Consider the following 15,894-nt stretch of genomic DNA (forward strand, 5'->3'; position numbering starts at 1 on the left):
CCGAAATGTGATGAGTGCACTCGCAATCAGGCCGCGCGGGCCTCCCCGATGGCCAGATCGCGCACAGTGCGGAGCGTCTGGATGCGGTGGTCGAGCGTCGTGGACGACGGCGCGACGATGAGTTCGTCTGCCCCCGTGCTCGTGAGCAGGCGCTCGAGGCCGATCCGGACCGCGTCGGGCGAGCCGATGGCCTGGCGGCGGTCGCGCGCCCCGATGATCTCGCGCTCGAGGTCGCTGAACTCGTACGCGGCGGCCTCGGCGGGATCCACGGGCTGCGGCTTCCCGCCCTGGCGCATGCGCAGCCACGTGATGCGGCCGGCGCGCGCCTCGCGCTCGACGACGTCCGGGTCCTCGTCGGCGATGACGCTCACGGCGATGGCGCTGTGCGGCGCGGCGAGGTCCTCGCTCGGCTGGAAGCGCGCGCGGTACGTCGCGAGCGCCTGCTCGGTGCGGTCGCCGGCGAAGTGGTGCGCGAAGGCGAAGCGGATCCCGAGGGCCGCGGCGACCTGCGCCGAGTAGCCGCTGGATCCGAGGAGCCACATCTGCGGGACGTCGCCGAGCCCCGGCACGGCCGTGATGCCGCGCAGCGGGTTGTCGTCGGCCATGCCGCCGCGGAAGAAGCCGATGAGGTCGAGGAGCTGCTGCGGGAAGTCGTCGGCGCCGAGGCCCGCCTCGGGGCGGCGGAGCGCGAGCGCGGTCGCGCCGTCTGTGCCCGGGGCACGGCCGATGCCGAGGTCGACGCGGTCGCCGTAGAGGGCGCGGAGGGTCCCGAACTGCTCGGCGACGACGAGCGGCGTGTGGTTCGGCAGCATGACGCCGCCGCTGCCGACGCGGATGGTGGACGTGCGCCCGGCGATGCCCGCGAGGAGGACGGCCGGGGCGGAGCTCGCGATCCCGGGCATGCCGTGGTGCTCGGCGACCCAGAACCTCGAGTACCCCGCGGTCTCGGCGGCCTGGGCGAGGCGGATGCTGCCCGCGACGGCGTCGGCGTTGGTGCCGCCGAACGGGCGGGGCGCGAGGTCGAGGACGTCCAGGGGCACGCGTTCGAGGTGGGTCACGCCGGGGAGAACGGGCGGGGTCGGCGATGCATTCCCCGGCCGGGGCGCGTTGCTAGGCTGCGGCCCTCATGGATTCCGCCGCCCCCGCTCCCGCCCCGGGCGCGACCGCGGACGGCCCCGTGCCCGGGCGGTCGACATGGGGCGCACGTCGGGATCGCGAGCGCCGCCGGATCCGCCGTCGGCAGGCCGCAGTGCTCCTCGTGGCGTACGTCGCCCTGATCGGGCTGGTGACGCTCACGCCCGACAGCGTCGACCGCGGCGTGTACCCGCACCTCATGCGCGGCGTGGTGTTCGTGCAGCACCACGGCATCCTCTGGTTCCGCTACTCGATGATCGAGGAGGTCGCCAACGTCGCGCTGTTCGCGCCGCTGGGCATGCTCGGCGTGCTGGCGTCCGGGGCTCCGCGCTGGTGGATCGTCGTGCTCGCGGGGACGGCGCTGTCGGCATCGGTGGAGCTCGCGCAGGGCGCGTTCCTGCCGGCGCGCGTGGCGTCCGTCACCGACGTGGCGGCCAACGGCGCCGGTGCTCTCGTCGGGGCGACGACCGCGGCGCTCGTCGCCGCCCGGACGCGACGACGCGGGCGGATCCGGTCGTGATCGGATCCGCCCGCGTCGGGTCGGGAGCGGTGTCGCGCGTCAGGAGGCGCGGCGACGGCGGGCGGTCGCGATGCCCGCGGCCGCGGCGCCGGCGAGGAGCAGCCCGCCGCCGGTGATCGCGAGGCCGGTGGGCAGGGTGCCGCCCGTGATGGGCAGCGTGCCGCTGGCCGCGGCCGTGCCGGCGCTGGCCGGGACGACGGAGACGAGGCCGCACCAGTGGTCGCCGGACGCAGCGGTCTCGTTGGCGCGCCACGTGCCGGTCGCCGCCGTCGGGACGACGAGCGTGCCGGTGACGGATCCGTCGGCCGCGGCCGTGACGGAGGCGGACGGGTCGCCCGCGGCGGCCGACGCACCGGCCGTGGCGGCGAGGCGGACGGCGACCGTCTCCCCCGCGGTGAAGGATCCCGCCGCGCCGGTGATCGTGACGGACCCGCCGGGCGCGACGGCGGCCGGCGTGACGGACATGCCGCCGCACGCGAGGGCGGAGTCCTTGGGGACGTAGTTCTCCGCCTGGGCGGCGAGGGGGACGGAAACGGTGATCGCGAGCGCGACGAACGCGCCCGCCAGGGTCTTGGCGAGCATCTCGGGTGTGCCTTCTCTGATGCGCCCGGGACGGACGTGCGGGGGGGCACGACGGGTATCGCCTCGGGGCGGTGGTGTCCGCGGCGCGCGATTTCGGGTCGACGCCTCAGGCAGACAGCGGGTCGGGTAAACCCACATCGGCGATGCTAGCCGCGTCTCCGGTCCGCGCGGAGGTGCACGGGCGGGATCCGCCCCGGACTGGGGCCAACCGACACCCGAATCCGGCCCCGGAGACGGCGGAAGGCCCCGAGGCGGATGCCTCGGGGCCTTCCGCCGCCCGGCTCCCGAGGGAGTCAGGCGACGCGGGTCGTGATGCGGATCAGGCCGTGGCGCGCTGGCGACGGACGGTCGCGAACACCGCCACGAGGGCGGCGCCGAGCAGCAGCAGGCCGCCGCCGGTCCAGATGAGCACGACGGGCAGCTGGCCGCCCGTGACGGGGAGGCCCGCGGCGCCGTCGGCGGTGGAGCCACCGGTCGCGGTGCCGTTGCCGGCCGCCGCGACGACCGAGATCGTCGTCGACACCGTGTTGCCGAGCGTGTCGGTGCCGGCGATGGCGTAGGAGCCGGTGGCAGTACCCGCGGGGAGCGTGACGGTGACGCGGAGGCCGCCGGCGCTGGTCGAGTTCTTGGTGATGGAGGATCTCGTCACGGCCATGGGGGCCGTGCGGAAGGAGGCGAGCGTGGCGTTGGCCGCGTCCTCGCCGCTGATGGTGATCGTGACGGGGACGACCGGAGCGAAGGAGCCGTCCGCGAAGGTCAGGGTCGTGCTCTGGCCCGGCGCGACGGTCGGGTCGCTGACGGTGACGCCGCCCTCGGGCGTGTACGGGTCCGCGTTCGCGGCGGTGGCGACGCTGAACGTCGCGGCGAGGGCGATGGCCGCCCCGGCGATGATCTTCTTGAACAAGTGATTCCCCCAGATGTGAGCTTTGCGTGGTGCACAGGGGCCACTAGCGGACTCGGGTCCGCCGTCGATCATTCCCCCACTGAGGAGACTACCGGGATGCCTCGCAGGGCAGTGAGCGGAACTCTGTCGCGATCGTGTCAATTACCGGAGTGGTCACGATCGAGAGGGGGGTGTCGGTCCTTTTGTCCCCCAGGGTGTCCACCGAAATGCGGACCTCCTGACCGGGTTTCAGGGTCACCTCGACCTGCGCGACGGCCCGACCGCCGACGATCTCCGGCTGGAACTGCGTCTCCTGGCCGTCGATCCGAACGCGCAACGGTACCGTGCCGGGCGGCCCGTAGACCGCCACGCGCGTCTTGACGTCGCCGGGCGCCACCCCGTACACGCCGCCGCCCGTGACCACGAACGGCAGGGAGGCAGCGTCGGCCGGGGCCGTGGATCCGAGGATCACCTCGGTGCGGTAGTCCGGCCTGCCGTCGTCCCGGCACATGGCCATCCCGAGCGTGGTCCGCAGCGAGAGGAAGTAGTCCATCTTCGCGCCGGTCGAGTCGTTGAGGAACACGCCGAAGACCGTCGACTCGTCGTTGTCGGTCGGCAGCGAGCCCTGGAACGTCGTGCCGTCGAGGGTCGCCTGCTCGTCGGCGCGCGAGTTCCAGATCAGGATGCGGCGCTCCTCGGCGGCGTGCCCCAGCGCCTTCACCAGGGCGGCCGGGTCGACGTCCCCGGACGAGACCTTCGCGAACACCGAGTCGGCGACGCTCGCGAAGACCGCGTCCTGGATGTCCGGGTTCGGGTAGCGCAGGTACACGTCATGCAGGAGCAGGTCGACGGCGTCGTCGGAGCGGAGCACGTCGCCCGTCGCGAGCGTGATGGGGCCGGTGGCCTCGAGCAGGTACGAGAGCGCGACCGGGTCGATGCTGATCACGCCGTCGACCGCCTCGCCGTGCTTGAGCCGCCACATCTCGGCGGCGAGCGGCGCGGCCTGGGGGAACTCGGGCGTCAGCGTCACGTCCTGCATGTAGCGGCCCGTGATGGTGCCGTAGAGGCCGGCGGTTTGGGGATCCAGCGGCAGGGCGGGCTCGGCGAGCCGCGGGAACGCGCGCGCCGAGTCCTGGCCGGCGAGCGAGAACCCGCCGCCCCCCGTGCGGACGAGCGCCAGGGCGCCGGGGATCCCGCCCGTGGATCGCACCTCGGCGTTGTTCTGGAACATGAGCAGGTAGCTGCGGTCGCCGTCGGCGCCGAGCATGGCGGGCGCGAGGTCCGTCACGTGGCGCACGACCGCCAGGGTCTCCGCGGCCTTCCCCACCGTCTCCTCCAGGCGCGCGACCGCGTCGGCGACCGGTCGGATGGTGCTGCCGGTGTCGATGGCCTTCACGTCGCCGAGCGCGGCGTCGAGCGCGTCGTCGGCCTGGCGGACGGGCTCCTGGGCGGCCACGATCGGGGCGAGGTCGAGCCGTCCGTCCTTCGGCGTGAGGCTCGAGACGTCGAGGGTGCCCGCGATCCCGACGACGGGCTGCAGCGCGTCGCCGCCGATGCGGTCGACGACGCTCGAGATCTCGCGGAAGGCGCGCAGGTTCGGACCGACGAAGGGCACGTGCTCGGTGACGGCCCAGACCGGATCGCCCGTGAGCGACACCGCGCGCGAGGAGTGCTCGCGCAGCTGGGTGACGCCGGACGAGGCTCCTGCCGTGTCGCCCGCCAGGAGGTCGCGCTGCACGGAGGACGCGAGCGGCACGGCCTGCTCGAGCTCGCCGCGGGCGAGGAGGGCGCGGGCGGCGATCCACACGATCCAGATCACGAGGATGACCGCGATCGCGGCGCCGGCGACCGTAAGGATGCGGCGCCGCGTCCAGGGGCGTCGTGCCCGGCGGCGACGCGGCGACGGCGCGACGCCCGCCGTCGAGGTCACCAGGTGGCCCCGCCGTCGGAGGAGATGCTGACCGAATCGCCGGTGAGCAGCCAGACGTCGCGACCCGCGGCCGAGAGGGCCACGGATCCGCTGGTGGGCACGGCGGTCGCGCAGCCAAGGACGCTCACGGCGCCGGAGGCCGGGACGATGCGGCCGACGCTCGTGCCGGCGCAGGACCCGGCGGTGCCCGCGGTGAGGATGCCGTCCGTGCCGAGCGCGAGCGCGAGGACGCCCGGGGCGTCGATCAGGCGGAAGTCGCCGCTGCCCGAGCGGACGTGCAGCGCGCCCGATCCGCAGAGCACCGCGGCGGCCTGTCCGCTGTCGACGACCTGGACGGCGTCGTCGCACGGCGCGTCCCGGGGGCCCTGCACGAGCTGGACCGTGCCGGGCGTCGCCGGGTCGACGTACGCGGTCGTCGCGGTGAGCGCGGGCGCGTCGCGCCAGAACTCGCCGCCCGTGAAGCTCTGGAGCGTGGTGCGCGTGCACGCGGCGGTGACGTCGGCGACGACGCTGCCGACGTCCGGGCTCTCGACCTGGAGGGCGAGGATCCGGCGCGCGTCGAAGGAGCCCGTCGAGCGGGTGTCCCAGGTGCGGCCCTCGTCGATGGTGGTCTGGATGCGGGCGGGCTCGCCCGTGCAGGAGCCGCTCGTGGTGCGCCAGGCGACCTCGGCGTTCCCGGCCGCGAGGAAGACGGTGGGCTCGGCCACCGTCGTGCTCGCGGTGGCGCTCGGCGCGGGCGTCGGCGTCGCAGCGGCGTCGGTGCTGGAGGCGGAGGGCGCGGGGGCGGCCGTTCCCTCGCCGCCGGAGCCCCCGCCGGTGCGGGTCACGGCGGCCGAGACGAGGATCAGGTCGATGACGAGGAAGGCGACCGCGGCGGTGACGCCGACACCGGGGATGAGGCGTCCGAGCGACGGACGGCGACGCCGGGCGCGTCCCGTGACGGCCATGGGCTTACGGCCGTCCGGCGCCGACCTAGCCACGCGCGGCTCCCGCGGATCGAGGTGCGCGGTGGTCGAACGGGCGTCCTCGCAGGCGGCGCGGTGGCGCCTCGGCGTGAGCCGACATGGTGTCTCCCGGTGTGGCGGGCATCGTGCGGCGCGCGGGCGGCGCTCCCTCGCGGGCGGCCGGATCCGGTCCGCGCCCCGCCGACGAGCCGGGACCCGCTCCTCCGGTGGAGCACGGGCCCCCGGTCCGCGCAACGGGAGATGCGGGGTCGAGCGGTGGTGTCACCCGGATCGTACAGGCCGACGCCTGGCCCGCCGGGACGACACGGATCGGCGGCGCATCAGGCGACCGCACGGGCGGCCGGTCAGGAGGCGGCGGGACTCGTGGTGTCGGCGCTCTCGGGACGCACGTACGAGTAGCCGTACTGGCCGTACCCGTACGCGTCGGGCCCCTTGGTCGGGAGCATGGTCAGCACGACGCCCAGCACCTCGGCGCCGACGCTGTTCAGCGACTCGATGGCCGCGTGGACCTGGCCCCGGTGCGCCCGACCGGACGAGACGATCAGGATCGCCCCGCCCGCGCTCTTCGACAGCACGGCGCTGTCGGTGACGGGGAGGAGGGGCGGCGCGTCGATGAGCACGGTGTCGAAGTCCGCCTCGAGCTCCTTGAGGAGCGCGACCATCGTGCGGGAGCCGAGCAGCTCGCTCGGGTTCGGCGGGATCTGCCCGGCCGGCAGCACGAACATGTTGCGGTTGCCCCACGGCTGAAGCACGTCCTTCAGCTCCGCGCGGCCGATGAGCACGTCGGTGAGACCCACCGCGCCCTCGAGCCCGAGGTACGACGCGAGCTTGGGACGGCGCAGGTCGGCGTCGATGACCGCGACCCGCGCGCCCGCGTCGCTCAGCGCGATGGCGAGGTTGGCGCTGGTGGTGGACTTGCCCTCGGACTCCACCGCGCTCGTGATGACGAAGCTGCGCGCGCGGCCGCCGAAGTCGAGGAACTGCAGGTTGGTGCGGAGGCTGCGGAAGGACTCGGCGCGCGGGCTGCGCGGATCCGACTGCACGATGAGGGGGCGCTCCTTGGCCTTCGGGTCGAACGCGATGCCGCCGAGGATGGGCACGTGCGTGACGAGGCGCAGGTCGCGCTCGCCGCGGATCCGCGTGTCGAGCGTGGCGCGCAGCACGGCGGCCGCGACGCCGAGCGCGAGGCCGATGAGTCCGCCCAGCGCCAGGTTCAGCGGGACCTGCGGGGAGACGGGCGACGCCGGGATCCGCGCCTCCTGCAGGGTGGTGATCTTCACCTGGGGCTGGCCGTTGACGTCGAGCGGCGTGAGCTCGGCGACGAAGTCGGTGAAGCTCCGGGCCACCGCGTTCGCGATGGTGGCGGCCGACTCGGCCTGCTCGTCCTCGACGGAGATCTGGATGATGACGGTGTCGGCCGCCGCGGTCGCGGTGATCTTCGGCGCCAGCGACTCCGCGGTCGCGTCGAGGCCCAGCTGGGCGATGACCGGCTCGAGCACCGCGGGCGTCGCCACCACGTCGGCGTAGCTCTTGACCGCCTGCTGCGTGAACGTGTTGCCCTGGCTCAGGTCCTGCACGGTGCCGGCCGACTGCGTCGAGACGAACACCTTGGACGATGCCCGGTACTCGGGCGTCTGCACGAGCGAGTAGCCGGCCGCGGCACCCACTCCGAGCAGCAGGACCAGCAGGATGAGCACCCACGATCGTCGCAGGATCCGGATGTATTCACGCAGTTCCACAGGCGATCCCCCTCGTCGATGGAGCGCCCCCCCAGCGGCGCCCGAGCCCCATGCTCCCACAGGCGCGGACCCGCTCCCGTTCCCTGGGGCGGGGAATGACGCCCTGCGGATGGCGCCCCAGCATCTGGGGCGGCCGCCCGGCACGACGGTCGGTCTAGCCTGGACGCGGGGATCGGCCACTCACCTTCCCCGGACGTGCATCGCCCGCCCATCCGAAGACGAGGTCAGCACCCCCATGCTCGACGCCTGCGCCGCCCTCGCACCGCTCGCCACCCTGGTAATCACGGGAGCGCTCACCGCCTGCGGCCTCCGCTACCTGCGCGACTGACGGGGCGCGCCCGCTGCCCGACCGGCGGTGCCGAGCCGCCGGCTCAGGTCAGGCGAAGTCCGCGTCGGGACCCGCCGGGTAGCCGAAGGCCGACGCGCTCGCCTCGACGGGCCGGCCGCTCGTGAGCACTCCCCCGCTCTCCGCGAGGTAGCAGGCGCCGCAGAGCGACATGTAGGTGACGTCCTCGCCGTCGATCGCGACCTGGTCACCGGCGAAGATGAACCGCTCGCCGACCTGGCGTGCGTTGAAGACCGCCTTCCGGCCGCAGCGGCAGATGGTCTTCATCTCCTCCAGGCTGTGCGCGATCTCCAGCAGCCGCCGGCTCCCGGGGAACGCGACCGTCTGGAAGTCGGTGCGGATCCCGTAGGCGATGACGGGCACGTCCTGCAGGATCGCGATGCGCAGCAGGTCGTCGACCTGCGACTCGCGGAGGAACTGCGCCTCGTCCACGAGGAGGCACGCCGTGGGGCCGCCCTTGTCCTGCAGCACGCGCTCGCGGTGGATCCCGAACTCCTGCCAGACGTCCGCGTCCGGCTCGAGCAGGAAGTCGACCGGGCGCCGGACGCCGAGGCGGGACACGATGTCGCGGTCGCCCTTGGTGTCGATCACGGGCTTCGTGAGCAGCACGTGCTGCCCGCGCTCCTCGTAGTTGTAGGCGGCCTGGAGCATCGAGGTGCTCTTGCCGCTGTTCATCGCACCGAAACGGTAGTAGAGCTTGGCCATCTACCGAAGGTAGCCGTCCTCGGTGGCGCGATCGATCAGGTCGGCCCGTCGACCGGCGATCCTCCCGACGAGGCGGTACTTCGCGCGGACGCGACGGAGATAGGTCTTCGCGGTCTCGTACTGCACGTTCATCGCCGTGGCGACGGCCAGGGTCGACCGGCCCGTCACGTAGAGGCGGAGCGCCTGCTCCTCGCCCTGGCTGAGGCGGGGATCCGCAAAGGCGCGTGCCGCATGCCCGTCCTCCGCGCGGTTCGTCTCGTCGGCGCGCTGCTGCGCCGATCGCGCGCCGGCCGCGACCGCGCGGACCGCGGCCACGATGTCCGCGGCGGGCACCGGGCCTGTCAGGAGCGCGGCGGCCCCCGCGTCGACCACGCGCCGGCGGACCTCCTCCGTGCCCGACCGCGACAGGACCACGACCGCCGCGCCCGCCGCACGGCAGGATCGGATGCGCCCCTCGAGGCTGACGGCGTCGGCGAGGTCGTAGTCGACCACCACGACGTCCGTCGGGAACCGGGGCGAGCGCACCAGCTGGAGCCAACCGGTCGTGCCCACCACGACGGCGATCTCGGGAGCCTGGCGGCGCAGGATCGCGCAGACCTCGTCCAGGGCGGACTCGTGTCCCATGAGCACGCCGACGCGCACGGGCGGTGTCGTCGACCGCTGGGAGGCGTCTCGCGTGCCCGCCCCGGGGTCGCGCAGGGTGGTCATGTCAGCACCTTAGCCAGGGGGCGCGCCGCGACGGCGCACGGGGGCGTTCGGTGGACACCCGCGCGCCCGTGTCAGAACAGCGTGGCCTGGGTCGCGGATGCGGCCGGCAGCGCCGCGGCGACGAGCGGTCCCGGTTCTCGGACGGGGGCCCGGGTCCAGCTGCCGCGACCGCGTGCGGTGGTCGCGCGGCTGTCCGCGCCCTCCTGGCTCCAGCCGGGACGCGGGCGGTGGCCGTCCGGCGCGCGGGCCCCCTCGACGCCCGGCAGGTCCGCCCGCGACAGCACGCCGCCGGTGCGGGGATCCACCCGCCCGCCGCCGAGCCCGTGCCGCCGGACGAGCGGATCCATGCGCGCCTTCAACCACGACCGGTACGCCTGCGGCGCGTAGGCACCGCGCGCGTAGAGGTCGAGGTAGCGGCCCACGAGCTCCGGGCGCTCGCGCTCGAGCCACTGGAGGTACCACTCCTTCACGCCGGGCTTCAGGTACAGCGCGGAGTAGAGGACGCGCGTGCCACCGGCCTCGCGGATGCGGGTGAGCGCGTGGTCGAGGTGCTCCACGGAGTCCGTGAGCATGGGCAGGATCGGCATCATGAAGACGGTGCAGTCGAGGCCCGCCTCGCGGATGGCCGTGACGGTCGCGAGCCGCGCGGCGGTCGTGGGGGTGCCGGGCTCCACCGACTGCTGCAGGTCGTCGTCGAGCACGGCGATGCTCATCGCCAGGTCCACCGGCACGCTGGAGGACGCCTCGGCGAGCAGCGGGAGGTCGCGGCGCAGGAGCGTGCCCTTGGTGAGGATGGACAGCGGGGTGCCCGACGAGGCGAGCGCCGCGATGATCCCGGGCATGAGCGCGTAGCGGCCCTCGGCCCGCTGGTACGGATCCGTGTTCGTGCCGAGCGCCACGGCGTCGTGCGTCCACGTGGGCTTCGCGAGCTCGCGGGCCAGCACCTCGGCGACGTTGACCTTCACGACGATCTGGTCGTCGAAGTCGCGGCCGCCGTCGAGGTCGAGGTACTCGTGCGTCGGGCGCGCGAAGCAGTAGACGCAGGCGTGCGTGCATCCGCGTTAGGGGTTGATGGTCCAGCCGTACGGCATGACCTTCGACTCCCCCGGCACGCGGTTGAGCGCGGACTTGGCGAGCACCTCATGGAAGGTGACGCCCTGGAACTCCGGGGTGCGGACGCTCTGCACGAGGTTGCTCAGTCGGGCCAGCCCGGGGAGCGCATCGGCGCTCGCGTCGGACAGCCTCTGCGCGCTCCATCTCATGCGCCCATTCGAACACACATTCGAACGGAAGGCGAACGGGCGGCCGCTGATGTGGCGGCCGCCCGGCTCGTCAGTGCTGGAGCTCGAGGACCTCGGCGGTCTCCCGGATGATCTTCGGCGTCTTCTTCGGGTCGGACGCGACGAGGGTGCCGTAGTTCGGGATCATGCGGGTGAGGGGCTTCTTCCAGCCGGCGATGCAGTCGGGGAAGCAGCGCTCGAGGACGTCGAGCATGATCGGGACGGCCGTGGACGCGCCGGGCGATGCGCCGAGGAGGCCCGCGATGCTGCCGTCGGCCGCCGCGACGACCTCGGTGCCGAACTGCAGCACGCCGCCCTTCTCCGCGTCCTTCTTCATGACCTGGACGCGCTGGCCGGCCGTGACCTGGTACCAGTCCTTCGGGTCGGCCGTGGGCATGAACTCGCGGAGCGCGTCGAACTTCGTCTCCTTGGAGGCGAGGAGCTGGCTGACGAGGTACTTGATGAGGCTCATGTTGTCCTTCGCGACCGCGAGCATCGGGATGATGTTGTGCGGGCGGATCGACGCGAACAGGTCGAGCAGCGAGCCCTTCTTGAGGAACCGCGGGCTGAAGCCCGCGTAGGGCCCGAAGAGCAGCGAGGTCTCGCCGCCCACCACGCGGGTGTCGAGGTGCGGGACCGACATGGGCGGGGATCCGATGGCGGCCTTGCCGTAGACCTTCGCCCGGTGCTTCGCGACGATCTCGGGGTCGTCCGTGCGGAACCACTCGCCGCTGATGGGGAACCCGCCGAAGCCCTTGATCTCGGGGATGCCCGACTTCTGCAGGAGGGGCAGCGCGCCGCCGCCCGCGCCGATGAAGACGAACTTCGCATCCACCTCCACGGTCGAGCGGCCGACGTCGTTGCGGACGCGGAGGTGCCAGGTGCCGTCGGCGTTCTTCGACAGGCCGCGGACCTCGTGGTTGAGGTGCAGCGCCGCGCCGTGCTCCATGAGGTAGTCGACGAGCTTGTTAGTGAGCGCGCCGAAGTCGACGTCGGTGCCTCCCTCGAAGCGCGTGGCCGCGATGACCTCGTCCTTGTCGCGCTGGAGCACGAGGAGCGGGGCCCAGGAATGGATGACCGCGGGGTCCTCCGTGTACTCCATCGCGTCGAAGAGGGGATGCGCGCGCAGGGCGTCGAACCGACGGCGGAGGTACTCGGCGTTCTCCTTGCCGCGCACGAACGTCATGTGCGGCGTGGGGTTGATGAACTCCTTCGGCTCCGGCACGGCGCCCGCGGTGACGAGGTGGGCCCAGAACTGGCGGGAGAGCTGGAACTGCTCGTTGATGCGGGTGGCGGACCCGATCTCGATCTTCCCGTCCTTCTCCGGCGTGTAGTTCAGCTCGCAGAGGGCCGCATGGCCCGTGCCCGCGTTGTTCCACGGGTTGCTGGACTCCATGGCGACCTCGCCGAGCCGCTCGAAGATCTGGATGGTCCAGTCGGGTTCGAGCTGCTTGATGAGGGTGCCGAGCGTGGCGCTCATGATGCCCCCGCCGACGAGGACGACGTCTACCGATTCCGCTGTATCGCTCACCGGGCAAGTGTACGCCCGCTCCTCAGGGCCCCCTCGGGAGCGCGAGGAGTGGTACGGGCACCCTTCCGCTCCCCCGCCGGGGAGGGATCAGCGACGGGCCGCGACGACCTCGGCGATCTGCACGGCGTTCAGCGCGGCGCCCTTGCGGAGGTTGTCGTTGCTGATGAAGAAGGCGAGGCCGCGGCCCTCGGGCGCGCCCTCGTCGGCGCGGATCCGGCCGACGTAGCTGGGGTCGGTGCCGGCCGCCTGGAGCGGGGTGGGGATGTCGGACAGCTCGACGCCGGGCGCGGTCGAGAGCAGCTCGAGGGCGCGGGCGACGCTCAGCGGCGACGCGAACTCGGCGTTGACGGAGAGCGAGTGCCCGGTGAAGACGGGGACGCGGACGCACGTGCCGCTGACGAGGAGGTCGGGCAGCCCGAGGATCTTGCGGCTCTCGTTGCGGAGCTTCTTCTCCTCGTCGGTCTCGAACAGGCCGTCGTCGACGATGCTGCCGGCCAGCGGGATCACGTCGAAGGCGATGGGGCGCTGGTACACGGCGGGCTCGGCGAGCTCGACGGCGCGGCCGTCGTGGACGAGGCGGCGGAGGGCCTCGGGGCCCGCGGCGACGGCGGCCTCGGTCTGGCCCGCGAGCTCCTCGGCGCCGACGAGCCCGGATCCGGAGACGGCCTGGTACGTGCTGACGACGAGGCGGGTGAGCCCGGCCTCCTCGTGCAGCACCTTGAGCACGGGCATCGCGGCCATGGTGGTGCAGTTCGGGTTCGCGATGATGCCGCGGCGTGCGTCGGCGATGGCCTCGGGGTTGACCTCGGAGACGACGAGCGGGACATCGGGGTCCATGCGCCAGGCGCTCGAGTTGTCGATGACGAGCACGCCCGCCTCGGCGAAGCGGGGCGCCTGGGCGCGGGAGGTGGTGGCACCCGCGGAGAAGAGCGCGATGTCGAGGCCCGTGGGGTCGGCGGTCGCGGCATCCTCGACGACGACGTCGCGGCCCGCGAAGGGGAGAGTCGTGCCGGCGGAGCGGGCCGAGGCGAAGAAGCGGATCTCCGCGATCGGGAACGCGCGCTCCTCGAGGAGGCGGCGCATGACCGCCCCGACCTGGCCGGTGGCGCCGACGACGCCGACGCGGAGGCCGGGGGTCTCCGGGGTGGTGGCGGCGGATCCGGCGGGTGCGGTCTCGGTCACGGGTGTCTCCTCCTGCGGTGCGCGGGCGTGCGGGTCGGGCGTTCGGATCGGGCCGGGCGGGTCAGCGGCCGGTGCCGGCGTGGACGACGGCGACGTCGTCCGCGTCGAGACCGAACGCGTGGTGGACCACGCGGACGGCCTCGTCGATGGTGTCGGCGCGCGTGACGACCGAGATGCGGATCTCGCTGGTCGAGATCATCTCGATGTTGATGCCGGCGTCGGACAGCGCGGTGAACAGCTGCGCCGAGACGCCCGCGTTGGTGCGCATGCCGGCGCCGACGAGCGCGAGCTTGCCGATCTGGTCGTCGTGCTGCAGCCCGGTGAAGCCGACCTCGTCCTTCTCGGCGGCGAGGACCGTGAGGACGCGCTGCGCGTCCGACTTCGGGAGGGTGAACGAGATGTCGGTGAGGCTCGTGGCGGCGGCCGACACGTTCTGCACGATCATGTCGATGTTGGCGCCGGTCTTGGCGACGATGGTGAAGATCTGCGCGGCCTTGCCCGGCACGTCGGGGACCCCGACCACCGTGACCTTGGCCTCGCTGAGGTCGGCGGCGACGCCGACGATGACGGGCTCTTCCACATTCTCTCCATCCGTGGGGTTGTAGACGATGGTGCCCTCGTTGTGCGTGAACGAGGAGCGGACGTGCAGCAGGACGCCGTGCCGGCGGGCGTACTCGACGGCGCGGATGTAGAGGACCTTGGCGCCGGACGCCGCGAGCTCGAGCATCTCCTCGCTCGTGATCCGGTCGATCTTGCGGGCCAGCGGGACGACGCGCGGGTCGGCCGTGAAGATGCCGTCGACGTCGGTGTAGATCTCGCAGACGTCGGCGCCGAGGGCCGCGGCGAGCGCGACCGCCGTGGTGTCGGATCCGCCGCGGCCGAGGGTGGTGATGTCGCCCGTGCCGCGGTTGAAGCCCTGGAAGCCGGCGACGATGGCGATCGCGCCCTCCCCGAGCGCATCGCGGACGCGGCCGGGGGTGACGTCGACGATGCGCGCGGCGCCGTGCTGCGCGTCGGTGATCATGCCGGCCTGGCTGCCCGTGAAGGAGCGGGCGTCGTAGCCCATGCTCTTGATGGCCATGGCGAGCAGCGCCATGGAGATGCGCTCGCCCGCGGTGAGGAGCATGTCGAGCTCGCGCGGCGCGGGGATGGGCGTGACCTCGTGGGCCAGGTCGAGCAGCTCGTCCGTCGAGTCGCCCATGGCCGAGACGGCGACGACCACGTCGTTGCCGGCCTTCCGCGTGGCGACGATGCGCTTCGCGACGCGCTTGATGCTCTCGGCATCGGCCACGGACGATCCGCCGAACTTCTGCACGATGAGGCTCACGGGCGACTCCTGGGGTTCGGGTGGGCGCGGGAGGCCCGGATGACGATTCTAGAGCGGGGCTCCCGGTGGGCCCGCCGTGTGACGGGCCGCGCCCGGCGGCCTGCCGCCGTGCTCACTCCCCCACGAGGCGCCGGCCCTCGAAGGCGCGGCCGAGGGTGACCTCGTCGGCGTACTCGAGGTCGCCGCCGACGGGGAGGCCGGAGGCGAGGCGCGTGACGCGGATGTCGAAGGTGGAGAGCAGCCGCGAGAGGTAGGTGGCGGTCGCCTCGCCCTCCAGGTTCGGATCGGTGGCGATGATGACCTCGGTGACCGTGGCGTCGGCGAGGCGCTGCATGAGCTGGCGGATGCGGAGGTCGTCCGGTCCGATGCCGTCGATGGGGCTGATGGCCCCGCCGAGCACATGGTAGAGCCCGCGGAACTCGCGCGTGCGCTCGATGGCGACGACGTCCTTGGCCTCCTCGACCACGCAGATGGTGGCGGGGCTGCGGCGGGGATCCCGGCAGATGCCGCAGGTCTCCTCCTCGCTGACGTTGCCGCAGATGGCGCAGAAGCGCACCTTGTCGCGGACGACGGTGAGCACCTCGGCCAGGCGCGAGACGTCGAACGTCTCGGTCTGGAGGATGTGGAACGCGATGCGCTGGGCGGACTTCGGGCCGATGCCCGGCAGGCGGCCGAGCTCGTCGATGAGCTCCTGGACGATTCCCTCGTACATGCGGCGCTAGTCCTGACCTGTGGGGCGGATGGTGGGGCGGGCCTTCCGCTCGATGGGCTTCTCCTCGATGAAGCTCGCCTGCAGGATCTCGCGGACGACGGACTCGCCGTAGCGCTGCGGCGCGGCGGCCGGAGGCGCGGCCTTGGCGGGGGCTGCGGGAGCGGTGTCCGGCCGTGAGGCGGGACCGGATGCGGCTGGCGGCTGCTGCGCGGGGGCGGATCGGGCGACGGGCGGGGCCGAGTCGGGAGACGCGCCGCCGGTGGCCCAGCCGGGCTCCGCGGGGCCGAACTCGTCGGGCTCGGGCTCCTCGAAGTCGGGGACGTGCGCGTCCGGCACCACCGAGGATCCGC

The 15,894-nt window shown here is 73.1% G+C and carries 13 protein-coding genes and 2 pseudogenes; 1 reads left to right on the forward strand and 14 read right to left on the reverse strand.

Features of this window, described 5'->3' with window-relative positions:
• Nucleotides 1-26: 26 nt before the first annotated feature.
• Complete coding sequence (locus HDR73_RS01655; RefSeq protein WP_012297651.1) at nt 27-1,058, reverse strand: LLM class flavin-dependent oxidoreductase; 1,032 nt, start codon at nt 1,056-1,058, stop codon at nt 27-29.
• A gap of 68 nt (nt 1,059-1,126) precedes the next feature.
• On the opposite strand from HDR73_RS01655, the gene HDR73_RS01660 reads away from it, so the two are divergent.
• Nucleotides 1,127-1,654, forward strand: coding sequence for a VanZ family protein (locus HDR73_RS01660; protein WP_041464263.1), 528 nt, complete (start codon nt 1,127-1,129; stop codon nt 1,652-1,654).
• Nucleotides 1,655-1,693: 39 nt separating this feature from the next.
• On the opposite strand, the gene HDR73_RS01665 is transcribed toward HDR73_RS01660, so the two are convergent.
• The 13 genes and pseudogenes from HDR73_RS01665 to HDR73_RS01725 all read right to left on the reverse strand — a co-directional run.
• Nucleotides 1,694-2,236, reverse strand: coding sequence for a hypothetical protein (locus HDR73_RS01665; protein WP_012297649.1), 543 nt, complete (start codon nt 2,234-2,236; stop codon nt 1,694-1,696).
• Between the two features lie 319 nt (nt 2,237-2,555).
• On the reverse strand, nt 2,556-3,140 hold the full coding sequence (locus tag HDR73_RS01670; RefSeq protein WP_041464262.1) for a hypothetical protein: 585 nt from the start codon (nt 3,138-3,140) through the stop codon (nt 2,556-2,558).
• Between the two features lie 88 nt (nt 3,141-3,228).
• Nucleotides 3,229-5,049 (reverse strand): DUF4012 domain-containing protein, encoded by a 1,821-nt coding sequence (locus HDR73_RS01675; protein WP_012297647.1) that lies wholly within the window; start codon nt 5,047-5,049, stop codon nt 3,229-3,231.
• On the reverse strand, nt 5,046-6,029 hold the full coding sequence (locus HDR73_RS01680) for a hypothetical protein (protein WP_246865608.1): 984 nt from the start codon (nt 6,027-6,029) through the stop codon (nt 5,046-5,048). The genes HDR73_RS01675 and HDR73_RS01680 overlap by 4 nt, the downstream gene beginning before the upstream one ends.
• A 329-nt stretch (nt 6,030-6,358) precedes the next feature.
• Entirely contained in the window at nt 6,359-7,753 is a 1,395-nt protein-coding gene (locus HDR73_RS01685; protein ID WP_012297645.1) for a tyrosine-protein kinase domain-containing protein, read from the reverse strand.
• A 376-nt stretch (nt 7,754-8,129) separates the two neighbouring features.
• Nucleotides 8,130-8,804, reverse strand: coding sequence for a thymidine kinase (locus tag HDR73_RS01690; RefSeq protein ID WP_012297644.1), 675 nt, complete (start codon nt 8,802-8,804; stop codon nt 8,130-8,132).
• The gene (locus HDR73_RS01695; protein WP_049791877.1) at nt 8,805-9,512 is read right to left on the reverse strand and encodes a helix-turn-helix transcriptional regulator; all 708 of its coding nucleotides are present in this window, start codon (nt 9,510-9,512) and stop codon (nt 8,805-8,807) included. It abuts the gene before it with no gap.
• 71 nt (nt 9,513-9,583) lie between these two features.
• A pseudogene (locus HDR73_RS01700) lies at nt 9,584-10,774 on the reverse strand (Rv2578c family radical SAM protein).
• Nucleotides 10,775-10,844: 70 nt separating this feature from the next.
• Complete coding sequence (locus HDR73_RS01705; RefSeq protein WP_012297642.1) at nt 10,845-12,323, reverse strand: malate:quinone oxidoreductase; 1,479 nt, start codon at nt 12,321-12,323, stop codon at nt 10,845-10,847.
• Nucleotides 12,324-12,410: 87 nt separating this feature from the next.
• Nucleotides 12,411-13,505: an aspartate-semialdehyde dehydrogenase gene (locus HDR73_RS01710; protein WP_012297641.1), complete on the reverse strand. Its 1,095-nt coding sequence runs from the start codon at nt 13,503-13,505 to the stop codon at nt 12,411-12,413.
• A gap of 61 nt (nt 13,506-13,566) precedes the next feature.
• On the reverse strand, nt 13,567-14,832 hold the full coding sequence (locus HDR73_RS01715) for an aspartate kinase (protein WP_012037587.1): 1,266 nt from the start codon (nt 14,830-14,832) through the stop codon (nt 13,567-13,569).
• Nucleotides 14,833-14,944: 112 nt separating this feature from the next.
• Complete coding sequence (recR, locus tag HDR73_RS01720) at nt 14,945-15,544, reverse strand: recombination mediator RecR (RefSeq protein ID WP_012297640.1); 600 nt, start codon at nt 15,542-15,544, stop codon at nt 14,945-14,947.
• A gap of 6 nt (nt 15,545-15,550) precedes the next feature.
• Nucleotides 15,551-15,894: pseudogene (locus HDR73_RS01725) on the reverse strand (DNA polymerase III subunit gamma and tau); the annotation flags it as partial.

Source organism: Clavibacter sp. (genome assembly GCF_014802555.1).
Taxonomy (GTDB): domain Bacteria; phylum Actinomycetota; class Actinomycetes; order Actinomycetales; family Microbacteriaceae; genus Clavibacter; species Clavibacter sepedonicus.